The 25,199-nt window shown below is 40.3% G+C and carries 28 protein-coding genes; 15 read left to right on the top strand and 13 right to left on the bottom strand.

Annotation, left to right across the window (positions count from 1 at the left end; all coding sequences use genetic code 11):
* Positions 1-15 precede the first annotated feature (15 nt).
* From CQS04_RS03865 to CQS04_RS03855, 3 genes are all read left to right on the top strand, one after another.
* The gene (locus CQS04_RS03865; RefSeq protein WP_100352856.1) at positions 16-3,090 is read left to right on the top strand and encodes an efflux RND transporter permease subunit; all 3,075 of its coding nucleotides are present in this window, start codon (positions 16-18) and stop codon (positions 3,088-3,090) included.
* A gap of 206 nt (positions 3,091-3,296) precedes the next feature.
* Positions 3,297-4,073 (top strand): TerC family protein, encoded by a 777-nt coding sequence (locus CQS04_RS03860; protein WP_100352855.1) that lies wholly within the window; start codon positions 3,297-3,299, stop codon positions 4,071-4,073.
* Between the two features lie 80 nt (positions 4,074-4,153).
* Positions 4,154-5,506, top strand: coding sequence for a TrkH family potassium uptake protein (locus CQS04_RS03855; RefSeq protein WP_100352854.1), 1,353 nt, complete (start codon positions 4,154-4,156; stop codon positions 5,504-5,506).
* Between the two features lie 22 nt (positions 5,507-5,528).
* Here the strand turns inward: CQS04_RS03855 and CQS04_RS03850 are convergent, their stop codons facing one another.
* Positions 5,529-7,244 carry a B12-binding domain-containing radical SAM protein gene (locus tag CQS04_RS03850; RefSeq protein ID WP_100352853.1) on the bottom strand — a complete coding sequence of 572 codons (1,716 nt, stop codon included), beginning with the start codon at positions 7,242-7,244 and terminating at the stop codon, positions 5,529-5,531.
* Between the two features lie 247 nt (positions 7,245-7,491).
* On the opposite strand from CQS04_RS03850, the gene CQS04_RS03845 reads away from it, so the two are divergent.
* From CQS04_RS03845 to CQS04_RS03835, 3 genes are all read left to right on the top strand, one after another.
* Entirely contained in the window at positions 7,492-7,782 is a 291-nt protein-coding gene (locus CQS04_RS03845; protein WP_133118805.1) for a histidine kinase dimerization/phospho-acceptor domain-containing protein, read from the top strand.
* Positions 7,724-8,092, top strand: coding sequence for an ATP-binding protein (locus tag CQS04_RS03840; RefSeq protein ID WP_100352851.1), 369 nt, complete (start codon positions 7,724-7,726; stop codon positions 8,090-8,092). The genes CQS04_RS03845 and CQS04_RS03840 overlap by 59 nt, the downstream gene beginning before the upstream one ends.
* A 65-nt stretch (positions 8,093-8,157) precedes the next feature.
* On the top strand, positions 8,158-8,607 hold the full coding sequence (locus CQS04_RS03835; protein ID WP_100352850.1) for a MarR family winged helix-turn-helix transcriptional regulator: 450 nt from the start codon (positions 8,158-8,160) through the stop codon (positions 8,605-8,607).
* A 35-nt stretch (positions 8,608-8,642) separates the two neighbouring features.
* Here CQS04_RS03835 and CQS04_RS03830 read toward each other — a convergent pair whose 3' ends face one another.
* The 3 genes from CQS04_RS03830 to CQS04_RS03820 form a co-directional block, all read right to left on the bottom strand.
* Positions 8,643-9,272 (bottom strand): hypothetical protein, encoded by a 630-nt coding sequence (locus CQS04_RS03830; protein WP_100352849.1) that lies wholly within the window; start codon positions 9,270-9,272, stop codon positions 8,643-8,645.
* Positions 9,273-9,319: 47 nt separating this feature from the next.
* Positions 9,320-9,928 carry a CPBP family intramembrane glutamic endopeptidase gene (locus CQS04_RS03825; RefSeq protein WP_245858741.1) on the bottom strand — a complete coding sequence of 203 codons (609 nt, stop codon included), beginning with the start codon at positions 9,926-9,928 and terminating at the stop codon, positions 9,320-9,322.
* Positions 9,929-9,990: 62 nt separating this feature from the next.
* Positions 9,991-10,182 (bottom strand): YkvS family protein, encoded by a 192-nt coding sequence (locus CQS04_RS03820; protein ID WP_094941517.1) that lies wholly within the window; start codon positions 10,180-10,182, stop codon positions 9,991-9,993.
* A 90-nt stretch (positions 10,183-10,272) separates the two neighbouring features.
* On the opposite strand from CQS04_RS03820, the gene CQS04_RS03815 reads away from it, so the two are divergent.
* The 3 genes from CQS04_RS03815 (at position 10,273) to CQS04_RS03805 (ending at position 11,680) form a co-directional block, all read left to right on the top strand.
* Positions 10,273-10,449, top strand: a complete 177-nt coding sequence (locus CQS04_RS03815) for an abortive phage infection protein (protein WP_100352847.1) — start codon at positions 10,273-10,275, stop codon at positions 10,447-10,449.
* 55 nt (positions 10,450-10,504) lie between these two features.
* A complete protein-coding gene (locus CQS04_RS03810) occupies positions 10,505-10,663 on the top strand; it encodes an aspartyl-phosphate phosphatase Spo0E family protein (protein ID WP_100352846.1) in 159 nt (52 codons plus the stop codon).
* A 153-nt stretch (positions 10,664-10,816) separates the two neighbouring features.
* Positions 10,817-11,680, top strand: a complete 864-nt coding sequence (locus CQS04_RS03805) for an NAD(P)-dependent oxidoreductase (RefSeq protein WP_100352845.1) — start codon at positions 10,817-10,819, stop codon at positions 11,678-11,680.
* A gap of 24 nt (positions 11,681-11,704) precedes the next feature.
* On the opposite strand, the gene CQS04_RS03800 is transcribed toward CQS04_RS03805, so the two are convergent.
* Positions 11,705-12,172 (bottom strand): YkyB family protein, encoded by a 468-nt coding sequence (locus tag CQS04_RS03800; RefSeq protein ID WP_100352844.1) that lies wholly within the window; start codon positions 12,170-12,172, stop codon positions 11,705-11,707.
* Between the two features lie 100 nt (positions 12,173-12,272).
* Between CQS04_RS03800 and fadH the strand changes: the two genes are divergently transcribed.
* The 3 genes from fadH (at position 12,273) to CQS04_RS03785 (ending at position 14,468) form a co-directional block, all read left to right on the top strand.
* Positions 12,273-13,031 carry a 2,4-dienoyl-CoA reductase gene (gene fadH, locus CQS04_RS03795; protein ID WP_100352843.1) on the top strand — a complete coding sequence of 253 codons (759 nt, stop codon included), beginning with the start codon at positions 12,273-12,275 and terminating at the stop codon, positions 13,029-13,031.
* A gap of 66 nt (positions 13,032-13,097) precedes the next feature.
* Positions 13,098-13,544 carry a cyclic-di-AMP-binding protein CbpB gene (gene cbpB, locus CQS04_RS03790; RefSeq protein WP_100352842.1) on the top strand — a complete coding sequence of 149 codons (447 nt, stop codon included), beginning with the start codon at positions 13,098-13,100 and terminating at the stop codon, positions 13,542-13,544.
* A 45-nt stretch (positions 13,545-13,589) separates the two neighbouring features.
* A complete protein-coding gene (locus CQS04_RS03785; protein ID WP_100352841.1) occupies positions 13,590-14,468 on the top strand; it encodes a transcriptional regulator CcpC in 879 nt (292 codons plus the stop codon).
* Here CQS04_RS03785 and CQS04_RS03780 read toward each other — a convergent pair.
* The 5 genes from CQS04_RS03780 to CQS04_RS03760 all read right to left on the bottom strand — a co-directional run bounded on the left by CQS04_RS03780 (position 14,465) and on the right by CQS04_RS03760 (position 19,569).
* On the bottom strand, positions 14,465-15,670 hold the full coding sequence (locus CQS04_RS03780) for an MFS transporter (RefSeq protein WP_100352840.1): 1,206 nt from the start codon (positions 15,668-15,670) through the stop codon (positions 14,465-14,467). The genes CQS04_RS03785 and CQS04_RS03780 overlap by 4 nt on opposite strands.
* 115 nt (positions 15,671-15,785) lie before the next feature.
* The gene (locus CQS04_RS03775) at positions 15,786-16,865 is read right to left on the bottom strand and encodes an ABC transporter substrate-binding protein (RefSeq protein ID WP_100352839.1); all 1,080 of its coding nucleotides are present in this window, start codon (positions 16,863-16,865) and stop codon (positions 15,786-15,788) included.
* On the bottom strand, positions 16,865-17,668 hold the full coding sequence (locus tag CQS04_RS03770) for an ABC transporter permease (RefSeq protein ID WP_100352838.1): 804 nt from the start codon (positions 17,666-17,668) through the stop codon (positions 16,865-16,867). The genes CQS04_RS03775 and CQS04_RS03770 overlap by 1 nt, the downstream gene beginning before the upstream one ends.
* Positions 17,655-18,473 carry an ABC transporter permease gene (locus CQS04_RS03765; RefSeq protein ID WP_100352837.1) on the bottom strand — a complete coding sequence of 273 codons (819 nt, stop codon included), beginning with the start codon at positions 18,471-18,473 and terminating at the stop codon, positions 17,655-17,657. The genes CQS04_RS03770 and CQS04_RS03765 overlap by 14 nt, the downstream gene beginning before the upstream one ends.
* Positions 18,463-19,569 carry an ABC transporter ATP-binding protein gene (locus CQS04_RS03760; RefSeq protein WP_094941528.1) on the bottom strand — a complete coding sequence of 369 codons (1,107 nt, stop codon included), beginning with the start codon at positions 19,567-19,569 and terminating at the stop codon, positions 18,463-18,465. The genes CQS04_RS03765 and CQS04_RS03760 overlap by 11 nt, the downstream gene beginning before the upstream one ends.
* Positions 19,570-19,688: 119 nt before the next feature.
* Here CQS04_RS03760 and CQS04_RS03755 point away from each other — a divergent pair, with 119 nt between their 5' ends.
* Entirely contained in the window at positions 19,689-20,348 is a 660-nt protein-coding gene (locus CQS04_RS03755) for a potassium channel family protein (protein WP_094941814.1), read from the top strand.
* 35 nt (positions 20,349-20,383) lie between these two features.
* Here the strand turns inward: CQS04_RS03755 and rnjA are convergent, their stop codons facing one another.
* The 3 genes from rnjA to def form a co-directional block, all read right to left on the bottom strand.
* Complete coding sequence (rnjA, locus tag CQS04_RS03750; protein ID WP_094941529.1) at positions 20,384-22,051, bottom strand: ribonuclease J1; 1,668 nt, start codon at positions 22,049-22,051, stop codon at positions 20,384-20,386.
* Between the two features lie 5 nt (positions 22,052-22,056).
* Positions 22,057-22,263: a DNA-dependent RNA polymerase subunit epsilon gene (locus tag CQS04_RS03745; RefSeq protein WP_100352836.1), complete on the bottom strand. Its 207-nt coding sequence runs from the start codon at positions 22,261-22,263 to the stop codon at positions 22,057-22,059.
* 255 nt (positions 22,264-22,518) lie between these two features.
* Positions 22,519-23,088, bottom strand: coding sequence for a peptide deformylase (def, locus tag CQS04_RS03740; RefSeq protein ID WP_100352835.1), 570 nt, complete (start codon positions 23,086-23,088; stop codon positions 22,519-22,521).
* 109 nt (positions 23,089-23,197) lie between these two features.
* Here def and CQS04_RS03735 point away from each other — a divergent pair, with 109 nt between their 5' ends.
* Together CQS04_RS03735 and pdhA are read left to right on the top strand one after the other, a co-directional pair.
* Complete coding sequence (locus CQS04_RS03735) at positions 23,198-23,827, top strand: YkyA family protein (RefSeq protein ID WP_165775445.1); 630 nt, start codon at positions 23,198-23,200, stop codon at positions 23,825-23,827.
* 257 nt (positions 23,828-24,084) lie between these two features.
* The gene (gene pdhA, locus CQS04_RS03730; protein ID WP_100352833.1) at positions 24,085-25,197 is read left to right on the top strand and encodes a pyruvate dehydrogenase (acetyl-transferring) E1 component subunit alpha; all 1,113 of its coding nucleotides are present in this window, start codon (positions 24,085-24,087) and stop codon (positions 25,195-25,197) included.
* The last annotated feature ends 2 nt before the right edge of the window (positions 25,198-25,199 follow it).

Here is a 25,199-nt window from a genome sequence, read left to right as displayed (position 1 = left end):
GAGGGAGAATACAGTATGAATTTAAGTAGGTTTTCTATAAAAAGACCTGTATTTACAATTGTTACCATGTTGGTGATATTGATTCTTGGTGGAGTATCACTCACCAAAATTCCAGTGACACTGATTCCAAACTTAAATCCGCCTATTGGCGTAGTCGTCACCAATTATTCTGGGGCTTCACCCGTAGAGGTAAATGAAAAACTTACCAAACCACTTGAGGCCCAGTTCAGTACATTGCCTGGAATTGAGACGGTCAGCAGTACGTCACAAGAAGGGGCTAACTTCATTTTGCTCCAATTTGACTGGTCGACTTCCATTGATGATGTTCAGCTAGACATCCTTCAACGTATAGATCTAGTACCGCTGCCTGAAGGAGCGCAACAACCTCGTTTCTTAAAATTTGATCCCGCTCAGTTTCCGATCATCCAGATGGCGATTAATGCTACAGGAGATCAAGATATTACAGAATTAGCGGATGACATTGAACAGCAGCTCCTGCGCACAGAAGGAGTCGCAAGTGTCAGTATCTCAGGAACCATGGTTGAAGATATCTTGGTGGACACAGACCCTTCTCTATTAAAAGAACAGGGGTTAACATTGACAGATGTTGTTCAAGCCATCCAGTCCTCAAATGTCTCGTTACCGGGAAATCCGATTGAAACCGAAGACAATCAAAAATTAACGACACGTGTTCTTTCGAGTGTCACGTCAGCAGAAGATGTAGCAGGCTTAGCCATCACAGTAAACCCTCTTTCTGGTGAGTCCGTGACAATAGATGATGTTGCAGATGTTCGTGTTGGCGAACGAAATCAAAGTACTATTACTCGCGCGAATGATGAACCTGCTATATTAGTGTCCGTATTCCAAGAATCGAGTGCCAATACAGCCAGTGTTTCAACGAACTTTCAAGAGACAGTGGATGAACTTCTTGCACAGCCTGCTTATGAACGAGTGGAAGCTTCCATTCTATTTGATCAAGGAGATTACGTTAAATTAGCCATCAACAATATCGGTCAATCGCTCTTGTTTGGAGCCATATTTGCGATGCTTGTGTTATTCGTCTTTCTACGAGGAATACGCAGTCCTATTATCGTTGGAGCAGCCATTCCGTATTCAGTAGTCGTGACGTTTGTCTTGATGTATTTTACAGGATTTTCGCTAAACATCATGACACTTGGTGCCTTGGCACTTGGAATCGGGATGCTAGTGGATAACTCGATTGTCGTGATTGAAAACATCGAGCGACATATGGGCTTAGGCAAGGATCGAAAAGAAGCGGCTCTTGTAGGTACAAAAGAGATGGCTGGAGCGATAACGGCTTCAACATTAACCACTATTGCCGTATTCGTCCCAGTTATCTTTTTATCGGGTTTAATCGGGCAATTATTTAAAGAATTCGCACTGACGATTTCGTTCAGTCTTTTTGCCTCATTAGTTGTTGCATTGACTATTATTCCAATGGCTGCGAGTCTATTCTTGAAAAAGCAAAAAGGAGATATCGAGGCCAAGCGACGCCGATCCAAAGCATACAATAATTATGAACGCTCTATCAAATGGGCACTTGGTCATCGGGCATTGTTGCTTCTGGTGACGACCGTATTAATTGCCGTCTCCGTATTTGGTCTTTACCGAGTTGGGACAGAATTCTTGCCTCCTACTGATGAAGGGTTTGTAACTGTACAAGTAGAACTGCCAAACGGAGCTTCTCTCGATGCTACAGAAGAAATCGTGTCAGAGATAGAAGCCGTATTCAAAGAGCAAGAGGATGTAGAAGTCTATACTTCGTTAATTGGAAGCAATCAAGAACAACAGTCTCAAGGGTCAGGGTCTCAGAATGAAGCAGAGATTTATGTGAAGATGGTGGATCTAGATTCTCGTGAACGCTCAGTATTCCAGTTTGTTGATGACGTAAAACCAGAAGTGGAAGAGTTGCTAGGTGACCGCGCAGAAGTAGAGTTCGCTCTTCAAACAGCTGCAGGCTCAACTCCAAATTCTCTTACGTTTACCATGACTTCGTCAGATCGACAAGCGCTCGAACAATCGGTTTCGAAAGTGGAAGAACTCATTCGTGACGAACAATATGTTACAGAGGTGAGTAGTGATCTGTCCAATACTGTGGAAGAAGTGGTCATTACCATTGACCGGGAAAAGGCACGAGAATTAGGATTTGTACCTGCACAAATTGCACAGACTGTAACAGATGCTACGAGGGGAGTTTTTTCCACACAGGTCGTGACAGACGATGACGAGGTCTATAGCGTGTTTGTTCAGTACCCAGAGGATACGTATGCATCTGCAGGTGATTTATCGAACTTCAACTTACGAGCTCCTTCGGGCAGTTTTGTAGCATTAGATGAAGTAGCAGCTATTTCTACAGTGGCATCACCTGTTTCTATACGCCAAGTGGATCAAGAACAGGCTGTTACCGTAGATCTGACTTACGAATCTAGTCAAACACTTGGAGAGATGTCAGAGCGAATCGATGCGCTCATCGAGCAAGCGGAGGTCCCTGAGAGTGTAGAAGTGACATTTGGGGGAGACCGTGAATTGTTAGAAGACGCTGCAGCTGATATGATATTAGCAGTCATTTTAGCTGTGGTCCTTGTCTATCTTGTCATGGCAGCTCAATTTGAGTCATTTAAATATCCATTTGTCATCCTATTTACCGTCCCATTATTGATTATTGGTGTAGGGATCGGGCTGTTTGTGACCGCAACGCCAGTAAGTATCCCAGGTGTAATTGGAATATTGATCCTTGTGGGAATAGTGGTAAACAATGGAATTGTATTAGTAGATACAATCAATTCTCGAAAAGAAGAAGGGATGCCTTCTTTTGATGCTATTGTATCTTCATCAAAAGATCGGATTCGTCCTATTTTGATGACAGCTCTTACCACCATTTTAGGTTTGGTACCTCTTGCTCTTGGTATTGGTGAAGGGACAGAGATCAATCAGCCGATGGCGATTGTTGTAATAGGAGGATTGACTTCAAGTACATTCTTCACTTTATACATCATTCCAATTATTTATAGTCTGTTAGACAAAGAGACACGCAAACGAGCTAATGAAAAGACGTTTACACCCAACTAGATTGTGGTATACTATTTTCATAACAAAATAAGACCTTGACAGTTGTCAAAGGGGAGTAGCTTTAGGGAATTTCCCTATTTCATAGTCGTCATTACATGGCTTTGCCATCGGTTATGATTGGTAGACACAATCTACTTAGCAAGACCTTTGCCTTTTATTAGGCATAGGTCTTTTTTGTTTTCAAATTAGGTTTGAGGAGTGAAGAAATGGAAGCAATACTTTTAGAATACGGTTGGGTCCTTTTAGTCCTGATTGTATTAGAAGGTTTACTTGCAGCCGACAATGCCGTAGTAATGGCAGTAATGGTGAAGCATTTACCACGTGAACAACAGAAAAAGGCTTTATTCTATGGATTAATGGGAGCGTTTGTTTTCCGATTTGCAGCGTTGTTCTTGATTACATTTTTAGTGAACATTTGGCAAGTTCAAGCATTAGGAGCTGCCTATCTATTGTTTATCTCGGCCAAACATATATGGGATCAGAGAAAGCATAAGGGGGAAGAGCTTGCAGAAACACATTCCCCTGAGACAAAAGGTTCTGGTTTCTGGATGACAGTATTGAAAGTAGAACTGGCTGATATCGCTTTTGCTATCGACTCCATGCTGGCAGCTGTGGCAATCGCTGTAACGTTACCAGAAGTCGGAAATATTGAAATCGGAGGAATTAATGGTGGTCAGTTTGCTGTTATGTTCTTTGGTGGAGTTGTCGGTCTGATCATTATGCGATTTGCGGCGCACAAGTTTGTCCAACTTCTTGCAAAGTATCCAACTTTGGAAACAGCGGCATTCTTAATCGTTGGATGGGTAGGAGTCAAACTTCTTGTTCTGACGTTGTCTCACCCACAGATTCAAATTTTAGACGAGCATTTCCCACATTCAACAGAATGGAAACTGATTTTCTGGATTGTCTTATTAGTTATTGCTGTTGGTGGTTATTTACTTGGAGTCAAACGCAATCGTGAAATACCAGGTGAAAAAATGTAAAAAAAGATAGGAGAAATCCTATCTTTTTTTTATATAGTTTTCTATACTAAAGGGTATTACAAAGAAGGAGACATCATCTTATGAAGCAAGTTCCACTACCTTCTACTAAAAGTTTAACACCCGCTCAAATCATCGTTTCCTATTATTTTATAGCGATTGCCATTTCTGTAGCCCTTCTTTACTTGCCTGGGGTAACTGAAGCAGATGCAGAACTCAGCTTTATAGATACGGTATTTGTTGCTGTTAGTGCCGTCAGTGTCACCGGTCTTTCACCGGTTAATATTGCGGATACATTTACCGTTTTTGGGTACGCCATTATTATGATGATCCTTCAGCTCGGAGGGATTGGAATCATGTCAATCGGGACTTTTGTTTGGCTGATTGCCGGTAAAAAAATCGGTCTTCGAGAAAGACAATTGATCATGATTGACCACAACCAACCCACGCTTTCAGGTGTAGTAAAGTTGATTCGTGAAATTGTAAAAATCCTTTTACTTATACAATTAGTAGGTGCCATCATTCTCTCTCTTTATTTTATGCAATTTTTTGAGGACCCTAAATTCGCTATTTTAAATGGGATTTTCTCAACTATTTCAGCTACTACTAATGGTGGATTCGACATAAACGGAGACTCGCTCCTTTCATTCCGTGGTGATTATTTTGTGCAATCCGTCCATATGCTGCTTATTGTATTGGGAGCTATTGGATTCCCGGTGCTTATCGAAGTAAAAGAATTTTTATCAAATAAAGACAAGACGTTCCGATTTTCATTATTTACTAAAATAACTACAGTAACTTACGGAGCGTTACTAGTGATCGGAGCAATCGGGATTTATGTGCTAGAATATTTTAATACGTTTCGGTTCTTAAGTTGGCATGATGCTCTGTTCGGAGCCTTGTTCCATTCAGTATCCTCTCGTTCAGGGGGATTGACGACGATGAATATTGAACTTTTCGATCAAGGCACCAACTTTTTTATGTCTTTTTTGATGTTTATTGGTGCTTCACCTAGTTCAGTAGGTGGAGGGATTCGAACCACTACATTTGCGATTGCCCTACTATTTTTGATCAATTTCTCAAGAGGGAAGAATGAAATTCAAATATTTGGTAGGGAAATACATTTGATTGATGTATTCCGATCCTATGCAGTTATTTTACTGGCTGCACTAATTGTAATATTCTCTGCTATTCTGTTATCTGTCACGGATCCAACAATTCCTATTACAGCGCTAATTTTTGAAATTACTAGCGCGTTTGGAACTTGTGGAATGTCACTAGGTGTTACGGATGATCTCTCCAATATAGGGAAAGTGACTATCATGTTCTTGATGTTCATTGGACGTGTAGGACTCATTTCATTCCTGTTCACATTAGGTGGTAAATCTAACTCTACCAAATTCCATTATCCAAAAGAGCGCGTTATCATCGGCTAATAAAAAGAAGCATTTTCCTGTATTAGGAAAATGCTTCTTCTTTTGCTGTCTGAACTTTAAACCAGACATGGGGTGCATCAAAGAAATAAAGAATAGGTGTTAGGCCGTTTGAAGTGACAACTTCTGTTACAAAGGCTCGTTTGAATAACTCCCGCTCATAGATGGCCTGTTCAACAAGGTAAGGATAGTCTTCTCTAGCTGAGAGTACTTTATGGAGGATCGCGGAACGCTGCTCCGATTGAATGGCTTCTTCCCACCATACATGACGGGGAATGAATTTTTGATGAGCTAGATAATCAAGCTTCATTTCAGAGAGCACAGTAGGAGTCATCCGATCACTAGAAATTAGGAATGAGTGAAGACGTTTAAATAAGTCTTCAAACTGGTGACCTATCCGTGACCAATTATGATTCGCCCAATAATCTCCGAATTGTTGGAAGAAGTCAAACGGTGTGTCGAATACATGGGTAACTAAGTATTCGATTGTGCGCTGGAATTTTTGACTGTTCCAATACTTTTCTAAAATGTCTTCCACATTTTTAATTCGGATAATCTCACTGAATGAAAGAACAGAATTTCCAACAATCTCATAAGGAGCCTGATCAACGAATTGGTAGCCATATTTAGCTGCGTCAATTCGTAACCCTGTTCCACGTAACAGCTTTAAAAACCCAAGCTGTAATTCTTCAGGACGGAGAGCAAATACATCATTAAACGTCTGACGGAAGGATTGATAGTCCTCTTCAGGAAGGCCCGCAATCAAGTCGAGATGCTGATCGATTTTCCCACCATCGCGCACCATCGTGACAGTCCTTGTAAGCTTCTCAAAGTTTTGTCTTCTCTTCACGAGGTCGTTTGTATGATCGTTCGTAGATTGAACGCCAATCTCAAACCGAAATAATCCTTTAGGGGCATTGTCATTTAAATACTGAATCACTTCAGGTCTCATGATGTCAGCTGTAATCTCAAATTGGAATACCACACCTGGGCGATGCTCCGATATCAAGAATTCAAACATTTCCATCGCATAGCTGCGTGAAATATTAAAGGTACGATCTACAAATTTGATGACCTTAGCTCCATTATCCATAAGATAACGAATATCGTCTTTCACAGCTTCTCTTGCAAAATAGCGAACTCCTACTTCTATTGAAGATAAACAAAATTGACAAGAGAAGGGACAGCCTCGACTGGTCTCTACATAGGTGACTCTTTTTCCTAGAAATGAAATATCATCTGGATTTCTATAAGGAGAAGGAGAGTTTCGCAAATCTAATTTTGGGGGAAGCATCGTCATCTTATAGTTGCCATTTTCCATATAAGCAATTCCGGCTACATCAGATTTCTCTCGGAAACCGGATTGGAACTGTAAGAACTGCCGAAATGACTCTTCTCCTTCACCGATAATGATGTAATCTATCGACGAATGCGTTTTGAGCCAATAATCGGTATCGTAAGAAACTTCAGGCCCACCTAATACGATAATTGTTTCTGGAGAAATCGTCTTATACATTTCGACAACTTTTAAAGTTTCTTCGATATTCCAAATATAACAGCTAAATCCGAGAATCGCGGGGTTCGATTGATAGATTTCACTGACAATAGATAGTACGGGATCTTTGATTGTAAACTCTTTGATAGCGATATCGAATTCATCAGCACTATAAGCCTGAAGATGCCGAATGGCAAGGTTAGTATGGATGTATTTAGCGTTTAATGTTGTAAGTAAAGTTTTCATGCTATCTTCCTTTCATCTTTTCTATTTTAACAGTCCAAATGTGTCGACAATATAGGCTGAAAATCCTATGCACTTTAAAAGTGAAATAAGAAATAATCAGAATTAGTTGAAAACTTATGGGGGCGGAGACTCTTGATTGATTATTTAAAAGAAGAGTTATTTTCGATATAGTTACAGTTGTTCAACAGATAAACACTAACCAAACTTAGCTTTAGTCACCAGCCTTGAGAAGAATGTGTACCTACAAGTGACGATTGACTACATGAAAGATGAAGAAAAGTTTTTCGTACAGCTCGGGGATTGTACAGAGACAGTGTATATGCAAAAGCAACTAGCTCAAGCAGAATCGCTTACCTATTTAGGGGAATTGGCAGCAAGTATCGCCCATGAAATCCGTAATCCGATGACTTCTTTGAAGGGATTTACACAACTGATGCAAACAGAAGCATCTGAACGTGGGGGTAAATATCTGCAAGTGATTGAACAAGAAATGGATCGCCAAAGTTCATTTTCTTTATGTCGATTCGATTGTAATTAAACAAATTTTAATTAATTCAATTAAAAATGCAATCGAGGCCATGCAAGATGGAGGGACGATTCTCATTGTAGTTGATTCTCATGATGGGGAAATTGAAATCAGTATTCATGACGAAGGCACTGGACTCGATTTGAACCATTTAAATCGCTATTTTGAGGCATTTTATACTACTAAAGAATCAGGAACAGGACTCGGTTTAGCCCATGCCTCTCGTGTTATGGAGGATTTACGTGGAAGAATTGAAGTTGCTAATAACCTAGCAGGTGGAGCAAGGTTTTATTACTTTTTCACTACTGCCATCTATGTGTAATTTTGACACACTATATTTTTCCTACTATAATGTAGTCAGCGCAATGGAGATGGGTGGGACTGCAAATGGCAACCGAGCAAGAACGACTAGAGGCACTCAAATTATTTATTGTATTGTCTCGTTCTCATAAAGTACTACATGAATCAACAAATCAATTTTTTCAAGACCACGGACTCAATCCAACAGAATTTGCTGTATTGGAGCTTTTATATCATAAAGGAAGACAGGCCTTACAAAAGATTGGAAGCAAGATACTGCTAGCCAGTGGCTCAATAACTTATGTGGTAGATAAGTTGGAAAGACGCGGTTTTATCAATCGGATTGCAAGCGATGAAGATCGTCGGGTCACCTATGCAGAGATTACAGCTGAAGGAAAGGCTTTTATGGAAGAGCTATTTCCGAAACATGAACTTCAACTTGTAGAACTTATGAGTGTTTTAACTGAAGCGGAGAAGCAGACGTTAACGGAGCTCTTAAAAAAACTAGGGTTGTCTATTAAAAACTTATCTATATAAGAAAACAGGAACTGCTAGATGCAGTCCCTGTTTTTTTACTTCGTTTGCAGAGTAGAAAGCATTTGAATGAACTCACCAGTCTTCATTGCATCGGACACGTCATAAATCGTAGCACGCACATAGTGCAGTTCTGTCTCAAATACGTATCCGCTGACTTGGCCGCCTTCCACGTCCATTTCATAGCCAACAGGCATATCAACGATAGGTAACTTTGTTGGAGAAGAAATTTCCATGAGAGAGCCAGCACTATCAGAAGCTTGAATCGTCTGCTTTAACGTGTCAATAAGTTGTGTGCGATCTCCTTCTTCTTTTGAAATCGTTTCGATTCTCATGAAGGTTGCATCGTTCTCATTAAAATAGACCACATCCCGATTTGGTTCTTCTGCAGTCAACGAATACCCTTCGACTAGTTCTAATGAGAAAGGTTGATTGTCACTTTCTACCCGTTCACCAATAGGTTCAGCTGCTTCTGGTTCTTCAGCCGCTTCACCAGTATCTTCTCCAGTCTCTGTTTGTTCATCTGTGGTGTCTTCGCTCGCTTCTTGATCTCCTGCAACTTCTTCTGTTTCTTCTGGTGTTGCAGAGTCTGTCTCATCGGATGTACCACAAGCGGATAACAACAAAATAAGTGCAGTTGATGTGAATGCTACTTTCCAAATTTTCATAGTGACCACTCCTTTTGTTTAGTAGACGGTCCTGTACATTAAATGTTTCACTCAATTGGTAAAACTAAGAACAATAAAATCAGCGCAGTACTGTGTGTGACAATTAGGAGAGGCATGCTCTTCTTCCATTCGTATAAAAGACCCCATAATAAACCTGAAAAGAGGCCAGCTAACGCTCCATAAACAAATCCTCCAACAAGTAGAGATATGGAAAAGAGAACAGATGCAGCGAGCACTGCGTAAAATGTAGGAAGATACTTTTTGAAGTACTGTTGAACAAATCCTCTCCAAAAAAATTCTTCAGCAGGGGCGATGATAAAGAACAACAAAATAAAATGCCAAATGGTCGTAGGACCGAATGTTTCTAAAAATCGGTGGATCGGTGCAACGGAAAGAAATGGAATCACATCTATCAGCCAATAACTGGCTGCAAATAAAAAATACGTAAGTGTTCCGTATCCTACACCCAATAGTAAATATTCTAGAGTTTGGACTTCATCTTCTACTTTCGCATATAGTAAGGACACACCCATTAAAAAGAGAATGGTGAAGGAATAAAAGTACCAAAATGTGTCAGAATCTTGAAAGGTGAAAAAAAATAAAGCATAAGCTATAGCAAGAATAGTAGAAACCTTATAAAATTGTAGTGACTGCACTAACAATCTCCTTTCTGAAACTTAATAGAAAGAAAACCGCAAAACCAATGAAGGTCAAGCGGTTATTGTTCTTCAGAGCCATGGATGATTTTATAACGTTTGTGGTTGATCACTGTTTTTTCTTCCATTTCAAGCTCATCAAAGTTTTCCATGAACGTCAGATCAACAATGACAGAGTTCTCATTAACTTTTTCAACAATACCTTGTAGACCATCTTTGAATTCGATAATATTTCCAACTTCAGCAATTTTCAACTAGATTTCCCCCTTCTCTATATTCACAGTTTGCCTTAAACCGCAGACTTCGTAAAGGGAAAACTATAAAAATAAGACAAGAGGTATAGAATGGAACAATTTGAACAACTAAAATCAGGAGAATTGAAGGAATTGGTTTTGACGAAAGAACAATTTTTAGAAGCAAGAGAACAGCTCGTGAAACGAGCTGACTTTAAGCATTTTATTGGTAAGGCCCATCCAGGTGGAAAGGTCACGTATCGGTGGAGTGAAGATCCGAGAACATAATTGTATTTTTAGGTAATTCTAGTGTACACTGTTAAAAAGTGGATGGAGGTGCACAATGACAAATACATTGCTAAACCAATTAGAACAAGTAAGGCAAGATATGATTCAATGTGCATCTGAGAAAGGCCTGACCGATGAGTCAACCATTCGTCTGAGCGAAGAGTTGGATCAATTGATTAACCAATACTATAAAGAATTTAAAAAAAATAAATAAAAATAGGTTTAACTAGTAGACAGATTGGAAATACTAAGAAAGAACACAGCAACATTCTCATTTCCCCCTTTTTAAGAATCATTCAATTCGTTGAATGGTTCTCTTTTTTTTGCCATGATATACTGTATTTAGATTATCGAAGGAGATGACACGATGCATATTGGTTTCATTGGAACAGGTGTTATGGGACTTAGTATTTGTAAACATCTACAAGCCGCAGGTCACACACTACATATCTATACTCGCACAAAAGAAAAAGCAATGAGTCTTGTGGAAAGTGGAGCAACTTGGCACGCAACACCAGTAGAGGTGGCTAATCAATCTGAGGTTGTCTTTACTATGGTAGGCTATCCTCACGATGTAGAAGAAGTGTATTTGGGGAGTAATGGCCTTTTTGACACTCAAGGTGCGAAAACATTCGTCGATCTTACTACTTCGACTCCAGAGCTTGCTTCTCGTTTAGCAGAGGTCGGTCTTTCAAAAGGTTTGCGAGTAGTAGATGCCCCAGTATCTGGAGGCGATATTGGTGCACAACAAGGTGTTCTTTCCATTATGATTGGTGGAGATGAACGAACAGTTGCGGAGTTGCTACCTCTTTTCCACGTATTTGGGAAAAATATCGTTTATCAGGGGCCGGCAGGTGCTGGGCAGCACACGAAAATGTGTAACCAAATCGCTATTGCTTCGACAATGGTTGCTGTCTGCGAGGCTCTTACTTATGGAAAAAAAGCAGGACTGGATTTGAACAAAGTATTAGAGTCCATCACTCAAGGGGCGGCAGGTTCATGGTCATTAACGAATCTAGGTCCGAAGATGATAGATGGGGACTATGCTCCAGGATTTTATATCAAACATTTCGTCAAAGATATGGGAATTGCATTAAATGAAGCAGAGCGGATGTCTATTGAACTTCCAGGTCTTGCTCGTGCGAAAAAATTATATGATGAGCTTATTGAAGAAGGGTTCGAAGAGGAAGGTACTCAAGCTTTGATTCGTCATTACAAAAAACAGTGGTAAAAACCGGCATAAAGCCGGTTTTTCTTATTTATAGGGATTTTTTTGAGAGCGTCTGTACTCAGAAGGAGAAGGTGTGGAGGCGAGTGGTTTGTATTTCGAGATCGATTGTTTAGGACGTTCTATCGGTTTTTTTCGCTGTAAGAAATTTTCTAATTCTGTTTTGGCAGTTTGTAAACTCATTTTTGCTTGCGGATTCGCATAGGTGTAATCCAGTTTTCCAAGATGAGGGAGCGTTTTATCTTCAGGTGCAACAGGAAGATGAAACAAATATTCCCCAAATTCCACTAAGGTTGTAGAATGTTGTTTGCTTTGTTTCGGATTTTCCGAGAAGTGAAGGCCTTTTTTAGAGGCATACCCAAATCGGATAAGCTGATCAAGTGCTTCTCTCTTTAGCTCGTATAAGGGCTTCTTGTCAGAAGCTGTTTTCACATGCCGATTCACAGTGTAAAGGGCGGTGGCCAACTTTTGTTGTTGGTGCATTGTCAATTTCATAAATTCACCTCTCTTTGTAGTATACCAGAAACTACTAGTCAAGCAGCTTCTATTCCTGTACTATTATGAGTGAATATTCATTCAATTTGGAGGGGTTCAAATGGGGAAAACAGTCATCATTACAGGCGGGTCATCAGGAATGGGCAAGTACATGGCGAAAAAGTTTTTGCAAGACGGCGATCAAGTAGTGATCACGGGCCGAGATTTAGAGCGATTGCAATCGGTCAAAGACGAATTTAGTTCCATGGGTTCCATCGATATTTTTCAAATGGATGTCAGAGAGCCAGAACATGCGAAAGCAATGGTCGCTTTCACAGTTGAACGATTTGGCTCAGTTGATGTGCTAGTAAACAATGCGGCGGGCAACTTTTTAGTTGCTTCTGAGAAACTTAGCCCTAATGGTTGGAAAGCAGTGATTGATATTGTTTTAAATGGCTCATTCTATTGCTCTCATGCTGCGGGGAACTACTGGATTGAAAACAAAAAACAAGGTGCTATTTTAAACATGCTCGCGACTTATGCTTGGGGAGCTGGAGCGGGCGTGGTTCACTCAGCGGCAGCCAAAGCAGGGGTTATGTCACTAACGCGAACGCTGGCAGTAGAATGGGGATCCAAATATGGGATTCGTGTTAATGGGATAGCTCCTGGTCCTATTGAACGTACCGGTGGTGCTGATAAGCTATGGGAGTCGGAGCAAGCAGCTGAACGCACTCTGAAATCCGTCCCACTTGGCCGCTTAGGAAAACCAGAGGAAATCGCAGAGTTGGCTGCATTCATACTATCTGATAAAGCAGCCTATATGAATGGAGAAATCGTTACTTTAGATGGGGGTCAGTGGTTAAATAGTCACCCTTTCTGATGAATCTTTCGTATTCCAATTTTTTCTGTGCTATGATGGAAGAGCAGAAAAAAGGAGTAGATAGACATGCTTTCAGTAAGCTCAAGAGATTTTTTGAAGCTGCCGATCAAAGACTTCATTATACCCTCTGAAAAAGTAGCTCATGTTCAAATTGGTAATAATACAGAGCATGCACTTCTTGTTTTAACTAAGACAGGTTATTCATCAATACCTGTTCTTGATATGAAATTCCGTATGCATGGAATGGTTAGTGTACAACAAATTACTGATGAGATCTTAGGACTCGATCGTATAGAATATGAACGACTAGATTCCATCAAAGTGGATGATGTAATGACTCGAGATTTCGTTAAGATTCATGAGAATGATACATTCCAGCGAGCGTTAGACCTTCTCATCAATCATCCCTATATTTGTGTCGTAGATTACGATGACATGTTTTTGGGGATTCTTACAAGACGCGTAGTTATGAAACAACTGAAAAAACAATTATATTTATCTCTTGAATCATAAAAACCCTTGTGAAAAGGGTTTTTTTTCTAGAGGAGGAACGACATCATGTATTCGGATTATGAGATCATCTCCATCTTGTCAAAAGAACAAAATATGCGGAGAGCAGCAGAAAAGTTGTTTTTGACGCAGCCTGCGCTATCTCTACGTTTGCAAAATATTGAGAAGGACTGGGGAACACAACTGTTTATACGTTCCCAAAAAGGTCTGATGCCAACTCCATCAGGAGAAATTGTGATTGATTTTAGTGAAGAGGTGCTCTTGAAGCAAGAACAGGCACGAGAGAAAGTGCAGGTACTATCTTCAAAAGTACACGGGACTCTCAAAATTGCCTGCGCATCCATTGTAGGCCAAAATTGGCTGCCGACTGTATTGAAAAAATATGTCAGTCACTATCCGGAAGCCAAGATTTCTCTTCATACAGGCTGGAGTTCTGAAATCGTTCGTTCTTTGGTGGAAGGGGAGGCGCAGATTGGGATTGTGAGGGGACAGACCGAGTGGAAGGGAAAAAAAATCCACTTGTTCAAAGATACTCTGTATCTTGTTGATCAGGAAATGACGACTCTCGAGGATATTCAAAAGTCAAACAAACCATTTATTCAATTCAAAAGCGATTCGAGTTACTACCAAGAAATTCAACAGTGGTGGCAAAAGAATTTCTCCATGACACCGAAGCAGCAAATAGTAGTTGATCAGATTGAGACGTGTAAACAGATGGCATTGAATGGTCTTGGCTATGCAATTTTGCCATCCATTACATTATCGGACTATGATCATATCAATAAAATACCTCTCAATCACGAAGATCCGGCTTTTGAGTTGACACGAGATACATGGTTGATTGGTTATGATGCTGCATTTGAACTACCACAAGTTCAAAGTTTTGTAAAAATGGCTACAACAGAGACAGAGCAGGAACTCCGTTAAGGAGTACCCTGCTCTGTTTGCGTTTGTTGCAGATTGATTTGTTTTTTCTTCATCCAAGCATACGTTAAAAAGAAGGTACCTAACAATACTACAGACCCGACCGTGAAAGGAAGGTTGTAGTCCACATCAAATAGGAGACCAGCGAGAGCCGGACCAACCATGTTTCCTAAACTCATATAAGCATTGTTCATACCTGCTGCAAAGCCTTGTTCTGCACCTGCTAGCTTCGATACCACTGTATTTACTGCAGGACGAATCAAAGTGACAGCGATGGAGAACAGAGTCGCTACAAGTAAAATGGAAAAGAACTGATTGACAAATAACATTCCGAACAGCGTAATTGCAGCGAATGCTAAGCTGCTCAATATAATCGCCATTTCGCCAAACCGTTTGAACAGTTTTTCGATCAAAAACATTTGAATGACCACTCCAACAAAACCTCCAGCTGTCAACACGATGGCAATTTGTTCAGGAGTGAAATCAAACTTGTAGTTCATGTAGAGAGCGAAAGTGGCTTGGAAGTTAGCAATTCCGAAAGAGAAGACGAAGATGATAAGAAGCATCATAAAATAAGGTGTGTAAAACGATCTTTTCATCTGCTTTACAATGTTTTCTTTTGGTTTTGACGGTTCAGCTACTTCAGAGTTGCGTATGTCTGGTAAAACAAAGATGGAGAAGATCATTGCAGTGAGCGCTGTTGCCGCAGATACATAAAATGGGAAGTTCAGGCTGATAGCAGAGAATAGACCCCCGATTCCAGGACCGATCATGAAGCCGAGAGACATGGCAGCACCAATATATCCCATGCCTTTTCCACGTTCCTCGTAAGTAGTAATATCAGCTACGAATGCCATTGTCGGTGGAATTAAAAAAGCACCACCGATTCCACTGATGAAACGAGCAGCATAAAGCATCCATTCTTGCGTTGCTGTACCAAACCATAATTGAGAGAGACCGAATAACGCGAGACCTATGACAATCATTTTCTTTCGTCCGTATTTGTCTGATAAGTCTCCTGCGATTGGAGAAAAAACAAACTGGGCGAATGCAAAAGCTGCTATGATGAGCCCTAATGCTTGTCCTGCAGCTCCAAATGTCTCTAAGTATTTCGGCATGATTGGTACGATTAATCCAATTCCAGCCATGATAATGAACATGTTGAACATCAAAAGATAGATAACAAAAGGATTCTTTTTTTTCATAGGACTCCCGCTTTCTAGTAACTAGTGATGAAAAGAGTATAACATAGGTGATTTTAAATCAAAAATTTCGGAACTCAAAATAAAGACCCTCTTCACTTGGAAGAAGGTCTTTTAATTAATTTTGATTCATACTCATCTTAAATTCTAAAAATAACTCATTATACAGACCTAACTTTTCTGGTCCAAGGTTTTGATAGACTTCCAAACGCTCCCGCATCTCTTCAGTCGGATAGAAGCGCGTGTCGCCTGTAACTTCTGGATCCATTAGTTCAATAGCTGCTGAGTTTGGAGTAGAATACCCTACGTAATCCGCATTTTGAGCCGCCACTTCTGCATCTAGCATGAAATTGATGAATTTGTGAGCACCCTCCACATTTCCAGCTGTTTTCGGGATGATCATATTATCAAACCATAGATTTGATCCTTCTTCCGGAACACTATAGTCAATGTCTTCATTCACATACATAATATCTGCAGCTTGACCGGACCAGACAAGGGCAATAGCAGCTTCACCACGACGCATCGTCTCTACAATTTCATCTCCTATGATGGCTTTTACATTAGGGCCCATCTCTTTAAGGCGGTCCGTTGCTGCACGCAACTCAGTCTCATCCGTAGAGTTCAAAGAGTACCCCAGTGTATTTAAGCCCATTCCCATGACTTCACGGGCACCATCGACTAAAATGACTTCCTGTTTCAGCTCAGGTGACCAAAGGTCGTTCCAACTTTCAAAAGTTTGGCCATCTAACAACGTAGGATTGAAAGCAATACCAACTGTACCCCAAAAATAGGGGATCGAGTACTGATTTCCAGGGTCGAAAGGAAGGTCTAGGAAATAAGGATCTATATTTTGTAGGTTTGGCAATTTAGATTGATCGATTGGAATCAGCAACTCTTCTTCCTTCATCTTCTCAATCATATATTCTGAAGGCATAGCTACATCATAACGGGTTCCGCCTTGCTGAATTTTTGTAAGCATCGCTTCATTGGAATCAAATGTTTCATAAATGACGCGTATACCAGTTTCTTGTTCAAAACGATCAACTAGTTCTGGGTCGATATATTCCCCCCAGTTAAAGACTGTGATGGTATCTGAACTTGCACTAGAAGACGATTCGTTTAACTGAGTGTTGACATAAAACAAGATTGCAACGGCTACTAGTAACACAATAATAGTTTGTACTAACGATTTCATTATTTAGGCACCCCCGCTTGGAAAGGTGTTTTCGCGCGGTTGGCGACGAAGTAGTAACCCAACACTAAAATTAAAGTAACGATGAACAGCAAACCAGACAGCGCATTAATGGTAAGTGTAATACCTGCGCGTGCCATAGAATAAATCTCTACAGAAAGTGTGGCGAAGCCGTTTCCTGTCACGAAGAATGTTACAGCGAAGTCATCAAGTGAATAGGTCAAGGCAAGAAAGAAGCCAGCAAAGATACCAGGACGAATATAAGGCACAATAACGCGTGTGAACACATCTCGGCGACTCGCTCCAAGGTCTCTTGCTGCATCTACAAGAGTGGAACTCATTTCCTGTAACTTTGGCAAGACCATGATGACGACAATCGGGACACTGAATGCGATGTGAGAGATTAATACAGAGGCAAATCCTAGTTTGACTCCAATCATAGTGAACAAGATAAGGAAGGAAGCCCCAATAATAACATCTGGACTGACAATCAAGACGTTATTCAAGGACAACAACGATTGGCGCAAGCGTTTGTTGGTAATATAGACAATACCAACTGCACCGAGAACTCCTATTGCCGTAGAAATCAAAGCAGAAAGTAATGCTACGATAATAGTATTCACAACGATACTCAATAAACGAGTATCTTCAAAAACAGCTGCATAATGTTCCCAAGTAAAGCCTTCAAAATTTGACATGTTTCCAGCACTGTTGAAAGAGTAGAAAATCAAATAGAAGATAGGTGCATATAGAATGATAAATACTAGAGCTAAGTAAAGTTTTGCTAATTTACTAGTAGTTCCCACGTTGGTTTCCTCCTTTCTCCCGGTCGCCAGTAAGAATCATAATGATGACCATGAAGACAATCAGGAAGACAGCAATCGTTGACCCCATTCCCCAGTTCTGCGTAACAAGGAATTGTTGCTCAATAGCTGTACCGAGTGTGATGACTTTGTTTCCAGCAATTAAGCGCGTAATCATAAAGAGGGATAGGGCAGGAATAAATGTTGCTTGGATTCCAGCTTTTACGCCCCCAACTGTAAGCGGCCAAATGACTTTTCGGAATGTGACCCACTGACTGGCACCTAAATCGTTAGATGCGTCTACAAGCCCTGGATTTAATTTATCAAGAGCATTAAAGATGGGTAAGATCATAAATGGAATAAAAATATACACCGATACGAAAATAAAGCTGAAATCAGTATATAAAATTTGTTGGCGTTCAAGACCTAAGAACGTCAACACGTTGTTGATAGATCCGTTCATACCAAAGATCCCTATGAAGGCATATGTCTTCAAAAGCAGGTTGATCCATGAAGGAATGATGATTAATAAAAGCCATAGCTGCTTCTGTTTCGTTTTAGTGATCCAATAAGCAGTCGGATACGCAATTAAAAGTGTAAACACTGTAATTAAAAAGGCATACCAAAAGGAACTGAGCGTTAGAGACAAATAAGTTCCCGAAAAGAAATTCTGGTAATTCGCGAGAGTGAAGTTCCCTTGGATATCAAAAAAGGAATAGTAGCCGACCAGCGCAATTGGTGCCACGACGAACAATACCATCCATAGATAATAAGGGACCATCAAAAATGTACGAGATTTAGTTTCCATTGGCAGGTACCTCATACGATTCCAGTCGACGATCAAAATCCTCTTCTGATTCATTCAATCGCATGATGTGGATAGCTTCAGGGTCAAAATCAAGTCCAATTGTAGATCCAACCTCTGCCTTACGAGTCGAGTGAACAAGCCATTCGTTCCCGTCTTCATCGTAAGTGGACAGCTCATAATGAACACCGCGGAACAATTGTGTATCAACACGGACATTCATTTTGCCTTGATTTACTGCTTTGATTTCTAAATCTTCAGGGCGAATCACGACATCGACTTTTTCTCCAGGAGTAAGCCCTTTATCGACACACTCAAATTCTTTCGAACCGATCTGTACTCGATAGTCTGCAATCATAATGCCTTCGACGATATTAGATTCTCCAATAAAGTCTGCAACAAAACGATTGATAGGCTCGTCATAAATATCAAGAGGTGTACCACTTTGTACAATCTGACCATGATTCATAACAAAAATCTCATCTGACATGGCAAGTGCTTCTTCTTGATCGTGTGTTACAAAGATAAATGTCTTCCCGAGACGTTGCTGCAACTCACGCAACTCGTATTGCATTTCTGTACGCAACTTTAAATCAAGAGCCGATAGAGGCTCGTCTAGTAAAATGATTTCAGGATCATTCACGATTGCACGAGCAATGGCGACGCGCTGACGTTGCCCACCAGACATCTCACTGATTTCTCGTTTTTCGTACCCATCCAAGTTAACGAAGCGAAGAGCTTCTTTCACTTTGGCATCAATTTCTTTCGATTTCATTTTTTTGATTCTAAGACCAAATGCAATGTTCTCATAGACATTTAAATGAGGAAATAACGCATAATCTTGAAACACTGTATTTACTTGACGATTGTTAGCTGGTACATTGTTGATGACTTTTCCGTTCAAATGGATAGTTCCTTCTGTAGGTTGGATAAATCCAGCAATCAAACGAAGAATCGTTGTTTTTCCACAGCCCGAAGGCCCTAATAAAGTATAAAATTTACCCCGTTCTAATTCAAAATTGATTGTATGTAAAACAGGTTCATTCGTTCCGTAAGATTTGCTGACATTTTCGAAACGAATTATGGGTTCATTCGACACGGCTCTACCTCCAAATTGACAAAGATTAGTGTTTATTTTATCATAGATTTCTTTCGATATCGAAAGTATTTTGATGTAAACTAAATAATGTAGACGGAACATGGAAGCAGGGGATGGGCATGAAAAAAGAATTCGTAGTAATTGGACTAGGTCGTTTTGGTGGTAGTATCGTAAAAGAGCTTATTGAACAAGGCGTGGATGTCATGGCAATTGATATTGAAAGCGAGCGTGTTGATGAATTTGCGCCGATTGCCACGCAGGCTGTCGTCGCAGATACAACAGATGAAGCTGTATTAAAATCGTTAGGGATTCGGAATTTTGAACATGTGATTGTAGCGATTGGGGACAACATTCAATCAAGTATTTTGACGACGCTTATGTTAAAGGAGCTAGGAGTAAAGAAAATTACTGTAAAAGCGCAAAATGATTATCATGAGAAAGTGCTGCTGAAGATCGGTGCTGATCAAGTCGTTCACCCAGAGCGCGATATGGGAATTCGTATTGCAAATAATATTTTATCGAATAATGTTCTTGATTACTTGGAACTTTCTGATGAACACTCTATCATGGAGTTGATTGTGAATTCGAAGCTTGCTGGGAACTCAATTATTGATTTAGATATTCGTGCGAAATATGGAATCAATATTGTAGCAATCAAGAGAGGCTCTAACATTATTGTTTCTCCACAGGCTGACGAAAAGCTTCAAATGAATGACATCATGATCATTATTGGGGCAGATGTGGATATCAATCGTTTCGAAAAGAAAGTCTTTAACTAAAAAAAGCTCATCCAAAAAATTGGATGAGCTTTTTATTATACTTCCATTATTACCGGTAAGATCATTGGTTTGCGTTTCGTTTTGTCGTATAGATGCGGTCCTAAAACATTGATGATTTCAGACTTTAAATCGTCCCAGCCTTCAGGGTTTTCTTTAGAAAGACTTTTTACGTGACGATTCAGCATTTGTTGCGCTTCATTAATCATCATTCCTGATTCACGCATGTAAACGAATCCACGAGAAATCAGGTCGGGACCTGACAATACGCGTTTCTTTTTCATATCTACAGTCATCACAACAATAACTAGCCCTTCTTCTGAAAGGACGCGGCGGTCGCGTAACACGATATTTCCGATGTCACCGATTCCACTACCATCAATGTAAACATCGCTAGCAGGGACACGTCCCGCAACCGAAGCTTCATCAGCAGTTAGAGCTAAGACGTCACCATTTTCCATGATAAATGTGTTTTCTTCAGGAATATCACAATCAATGGCTAACTCACTGTGAAGTTTTAACATACGGTATTCACCGTGAATTGGCATAAAGAACTTAGGTTTCATTAAACGAAGCATTAGCTTCTGTTCTTCTTGAGATCCGTGACCTGACGTGTGAATGTTGTTCAAAGAACCATGAATAACTTCTGCGCCTGCACGGTACAACAAGTTAATAGTACGATTGACACTTCCGCGATTCCCAGGGATTGGGGATGACGAGAAGATAACGGTATCTCCAGGTTGAATTTGGATCTGACGGTGTGTCCCGTTCGCAATTCGAGAAAGGGCCGCCATTGGTTCCCCTTGAGAACCTGTACACAAGATAAGAACTTCATTAGCCGGCAAACGATTTAAAGTGTTCGTGTCCACAAACGTCTCTTTTGGAGCAGTAATATAACCAAGCTCACGGCCAATAGTAATGGCATTGTCCATACTGCGGCCAAAGACAGCGATTTTACGGCCATAGCGTACTGCGGCATCTGTTACTTGCTGCAGACGGTGGATATTGGATGCAAATGTAGCAAAAATGATTCGCGTATCCACTTTTCGGAAGATACTATCCATACTTTCGCCGACTTTGCGCTCAGACATTGTGAAGTTTGGAACTTCAGCATTTGTTGAATCTGAAAGCAGACATAGAACGCCTTCTTTTCCGATTTCAGCCATCTTTGTAAGGTTTGCCGGTTCACCAACAGGTGTAAAATCGAATTTAAAGTCACCTGTATGCACGATGTTTCCAGATGGAGTTTTGACCACAAGTCCATAAGCGTCTGGAATACTGTGTGTCGTCAAGTAGAAAGAAACAGAGGTTTTTCTAAACTTGATCACATCATCTTCAGAAATCTCGGTCATCTTCGTTTGGCGAAGGAGCCCGTGTTCTTCAAGTTTGTTACGCAATAAACCCAAAGCTAACTTTCCACCGTAAACCGGCATGTTTACTTGTTTCAATAAGTAAGGAATTCCACCGATATGGTCTTCGTGACCATGTGTGATGAACAGTCCTTTAATTTTGTCTTGGTTCCGTACTAGGTACGTGTAATCCGGAATGACGTAGTCAATTCCTAATAAGTCGTCTTCAGGGAACTTAATCCCTGCATCAATTACGATGATTTCATCTTGAAACTGTACTGCATATGTGTTTTTACCGATTTCACCTAGTCCGCCTAGTGCGAAAACAGCAGTCTGATCATTTTTAACGAATTTCATAAGGGTTATTGTTCAACCTTGTAGTCTTCACTAGCTTGTTCATACGCCAAATGGGTACCTTCAAGCAGTTGGACAAACTCAATCATGATCGCACGATCTTTTAATTTGGCACGAACTTCACGTTCAGATTCAGCTTCAACGTAAAGGCTTTTTGTGTTTTCGCGGACAGGGACTTGTGTTGCATTTTCTTGATAAAATACTTTGTAAATCATTTTCTCTTCTCCTCTTTCACGTTCAGATTCATTCAATTCTCTTTATCTTAGCATGTGCACCTTTGAAAATAAAGAAAACCCCTCTAAAAAAATATAGAGGGGGAAAGATTAAGCGACTGTTTTTTTACCTAGGATTTCGCCGAGACGTTTGAGCATTTTTCTTCGTAAACGTTTCAACATGATACTCACTCCTTACGAATAAGTATAAACGAAAAATCCATAATAGTAAAGTATTTATTCTGAAAAGTCAATCAATTAATCTTCAGAAACAGTAACTCTTTCATAAGGTGTGGCGTTTTCGATTTGAGCAAAAGGATTTGACTTATTGATATGATCATAAAACATAATGCCATTTAAATGATCTAACTCATGCTGGAATGCAATTGCTTTTAAGCCTTTTAACCGTTTGGTGAAAGTCTCCCCAGAAGCGTTTTTTGCTTCTATTGTAATTCGTGCATATCGTGGCACATAGCCTTCGATTTCTTCATCGACGGATAGACACCCTTCCCCAGAAGTAATGAATGTCTTTTCTATAGAATGGCTCTTAATTTTAGGATTGATAAACACTTCACTTAACAGCTCATCATTTTCTGTGATGTGAAGTGCAAACATCCGGACACTTTGATTGACCTGGGGAGCTGCGATCCCTATACCGGGACGTAACCCAAACTCTTCAGATTTTTCCGGGTCTTGACTGAACTTCACGTAATTAAGGAGGTCATCTGCTAGTTGCGTGTGTTCTTGGTTTAGAGGAAACGTGACCTCTTGTGCCTTTTTTCTTAATGTAGGATGACCATCTCGTATAATATCTTTCATTAAAATCATCGTTCTCATTCCTTTCTTACTTGAAAGTATACCAAATTCTAAGACGATATTCTTATTGAAAAGGATTGTTTTAATAGGTATAGTGGGGGAGAGTATGGGAGGTCGTATTATGAAGAAATGGGTTGGAATGGTTTCACTAAGTGCTTTGTTACTCGGTGGGTGTACATTTGGAGATTCTGCTGAACAACAAATAGCGGAAGTGCTGCAACAGATGCATACTGCGGAAGAAGGGTATCGTTCTGTGCAGTCGGACATGACGAGCGCAGAGCAAGAGGAATACAAATTGTTTGAAGAAATCTTGGGGCTGGATCAAGAGCAGACAGATGAATTGACAGCTAAAGTGGAAGAACTCCAGGCTTTAGTTAGCAAACGTAAAGAATTGCTTGCTACAGAAAGGGCTTCTATGGAAGAAGCACTAGCAGCTAGTGATTTTACAGCGCTTGATATTGAAGAAACTGAAATGGAACTTGCAAGCGAAATAGACACGGCTTACGAAGAACGATTCTCTACATATGATGAAGTATATGCAAACTATGAAAAACTAATAGAACTTCAGGAAAATCTCTACGCTGAAATGGTGACGGAAGATGTTTCAATTGAAACGATTCGAGAGCTGATTCAACAAGTGAATGCACAGAATGAAGTGGTTCAACAAACAGTAGAGTCGATGAACGCTAAAACAGAAGAATTTAATGCAACTACGGATCGCGTGTTTGAAACATTGAAACAAGAGGAATAGTGAATATAGTATGGCCATAGCAGCTCTTTAGGGAGCTGCTTTTGTGTTATATAAATAGAGTTTTAAACAGAAACTGATATAATACAGATGGAATTACTGACTAATACAGAAGTGAATTCTTTGATTATTAGAAACTCTTCGAACCGTGTTCAAACGATTGACCATCCTATTTTCGTCGGATATACTTATGAGTGATACGTATGTGTATTACTCGAACTACAATAAATTTTAATACAGAACAAAAGGAGAGTTGTTTTATGGCGGAAAGTAAAGACAATCGATTCGATCCTGTGAATGTACTTCATGAAATCGAAGAGAAATTTGAAATGGTGCAAGTTTTAGATGAAGAAGGCAATGTGGTGAACGAAGATTTAATGCCTGATCTTTCAGATGAACAGCTAGTGGAATTAATGTCTCGCATGGTTTACACGCGTATTCTGGATCAGCGCTCGATTTCCTTGAACCGACAAGGTCGTTTAGGTTTCTATGCTCCTACAGCTGGTCAAGAAGCATCCCAACTAGCTTCTCAGTTCGCACTAGAAAAAGAAGACTTTATTTTACCTGGATACCGTGATGTACCTCAAATCGTGTGGCACGGCCTGCCACTCTATCAAGCATTCTTATTCAGCCGTGGTCATTTCATGGGGAACCAAATCCCTGAAGGTGTCAATGTATTCCCTCCACAAATTATCATTGGGGCACAATACATCCAAGCTGCAGGTGTCGCAATGGGCTTCCAGAAAAAAGGCCAAAAAGCGGTTGCTGTGACATACACAGGTGACGGTGGATCTTCTCAAGGAGATTTCTATGAAGGGTTGAACTTTGCAGGTGCTTACAAAGTTCCGGCAATCTTCTTTGTACAAAACAACCAATTTGCAATCTCAACGCCACGTTCTTTGCAAACTGCAGCTAAAACTATCGCTCAAAAAGGAATTGCAGCAGGTCTTCCTTCTATTCTAGTAGATGGAATGGATGCACTTGCAGTTTATGCAGTCACTAAAGAAGCTCGTGAACGTGCAGTGGCGGGAGAAGGCCCAACATTCATCGAAGCTCTTTGTTACCGGTACGGTCCACACACAATGGCTGGTGATGACCCAACTCGTTACCGTACTTCTGAAACAGATTCTGAGTGGGAGAAACGCGATCCGTTAATTCGCTTCCGTAACTTCTTGACAAACAAAGGTCTATGGACAGAAGAAAAAGAGAATGAAGTAATTGAACGTGCGAAAGAAGAAATCAAAGAAGCAGTTAAGAAAGCAGATGCTGCTCCTAAACAAAAAGTTACAGACTTGATCAACATTATGTATGAAGAAAACCCATACAACCTTGATGAGCAAAAAGCGTATTACACAGAAAAGGAGTCGAACTAAAC

The organism is Chryseomicrobium excrementi (assembly GCF_002798305.1).
Classification (GTDB): Bacteria; Bacillota; Bacilli; order Bacillales_A; family Planococcaceae; genus Chryseomicrobium; species Chryseomicrobium excrementi.
The sequence above is the reverse complement of the archived record's forward strand: the minus strand, read 5'-3'. Positions and strand labels throughout refer to the sequence as shown.

Excerpts from the sequence above, each read along its gene's own strand:
- CQS04_RS03865 (WP_100352856.1), top strand. The coding sequence starts at position 16 with ATGAATTTAAGTAGGTTTTCTATAAAAAGACCTGTATTTACAATTGTT.
- CQS04_RS03860 (WP_100352855.1), top strand. The coding sequence starts at position 3,297 with ATGGAAGCAATACTTTTAGAATACGGTTGGGTCCTTTTAGTCCTGATT.
- CQS04_RS03855 (WP_100352854.1), top strand. The coding sequence starts at position 4,154 with ATGAAGCAAGTTCCACTACCTTCTACTAAAAGTTTAACACCCGCTCAA.
- CQS04_RS03850 (WP_100352853.1), bottom strand. The coding sequence starts at position 7,244 with ATGAAAACTTTACTTACAACATTAAACGCTAAATACATCCATACTAAC.
- CQS04_RS03835 (WP_100352850.1), top strand. The coding sequence starts at position 8,158 with ATGGCAACCGAGCAAGAACGACTAGAGGCACTCAAATTATTTATTGTA.
- CQS04_RS03830 (WP_100352849.1), bottom strand. The coding sequence starts at position 9,272 with ATGAAAATTTGGAAAGTAGCATTCACATCAACTGCACTTATTTTGTTG.
- CQS04_RS03815 (WP_100352847.1), top strand. The coding sequence starts at position 10,273 with ATGGAACAATTTGAACAACTAAAATCAGGAGAATTGAAGGAATTGGTT.
- CQS04_RS03810 (WP_100352846.1), top strand. The coding sequence starts at position 10,505 with ATGACAAATACATTGCTAAACCAATTAGAACAAGTAAGGCAAGATATG.
- CQS04_RS03805 (WP_100352845.1), top strand. The coding sequence starts at position 10,817 with ATGCATATTGGTTTCATTGGAACAGGTGTTATGGGACTTAGTATTTGT.
- CQS04_RS03800 (WP_100352844.1), bottom strand. The coding sequence starts at position 12,172 with ATGAAATTGACAATGCACCAACAACAAAAGTTGGCCACCGCCCTTTAC.
- fadH (WP_100352843.1), top strand. The coding sequence starts at position 12,273 with ATGGGGAAAACAGTCATCATTACAGGCGGGTCATCAGGAATGGGCAAG.
- cbpB (WP_100352842.1), top strand. The coding sequence starts at position 13,098 with ATGCTTTCAGTAAGCTCAAGAGATTTTTTGAAGCTGCCGATCAAAGAC.
- CQS04_RS03785 (WP_100352841.1), top strand. The coding sequence starts at position 13,590 with ATGTATTCGGATTATGAGATCATCTCCATCTTGTCAAAAGAACAAAAT.
- CQS04_RS03780 (WP_100352840.1), bottom strand. The coding sequence starts at position 15,670 with ATGAAAAAAAAGAATCCTTTTGTTATCTATCTTTTGATGTTCAACATG.
- CQS04_RS03775 (WP_100352839.1), bottom strand. The coding sequence starts at position 16,865 with ATGAAATCGTTAGTACAAACTATTATTGTGTTACTAGTAGCCGTTGCA.
- CQS04_RS03765 (WP_100352837.1), bottom strand. The coding sequence starts at position 18,473 with ATGGAAACTAAATCTCGTACATTTTTGATGGTCCCTTATTATCTATGG.
- CQS04_RS03755 (WP_094941814.1), top strand. The coding sequence starts at position 19,689 with ATGAAAAAAGAATTCGTAGTAATTGGACTAGGTCGTTTTGGTGGTAGT.
- rnjA (WP_094941529.1), bottom strand. The coding sequence starts at position 22,051 with ATGAAATTCGTTAAAAATGATCAGACTGCTGTTTTCGCACTAGGCGGA.
- CQS04_RS03745 (WP_100352836.1), bottom strand. The coding sequence starts at position 22,263 with ATGATTTACAAAGTATTTTATCAAGAAAATGCAACACAAGTCCCTGTC.
- def (WP_100352835.1), bottom strand. The coding sequence starts at position 23,088 with ATGATTTTAATGAAAGATATTATACGAGATGGTCATCCTACATTAAGA.
- CQS04_RS03735 (WP_165775445.1), top strand. The coding sequence starts at position 23,198 with ATGAAGAAATGGGTTGGAATGGTTTCACTAAGTGCTTTGTTACTCGGT.
- pdhA (WP_100352833.1), top strand. The coding sequence starts at position 24,085 with ATGGCGGAAAGTAAAGACAATCGATTCGATCCTGTGAATGTACTTCAT.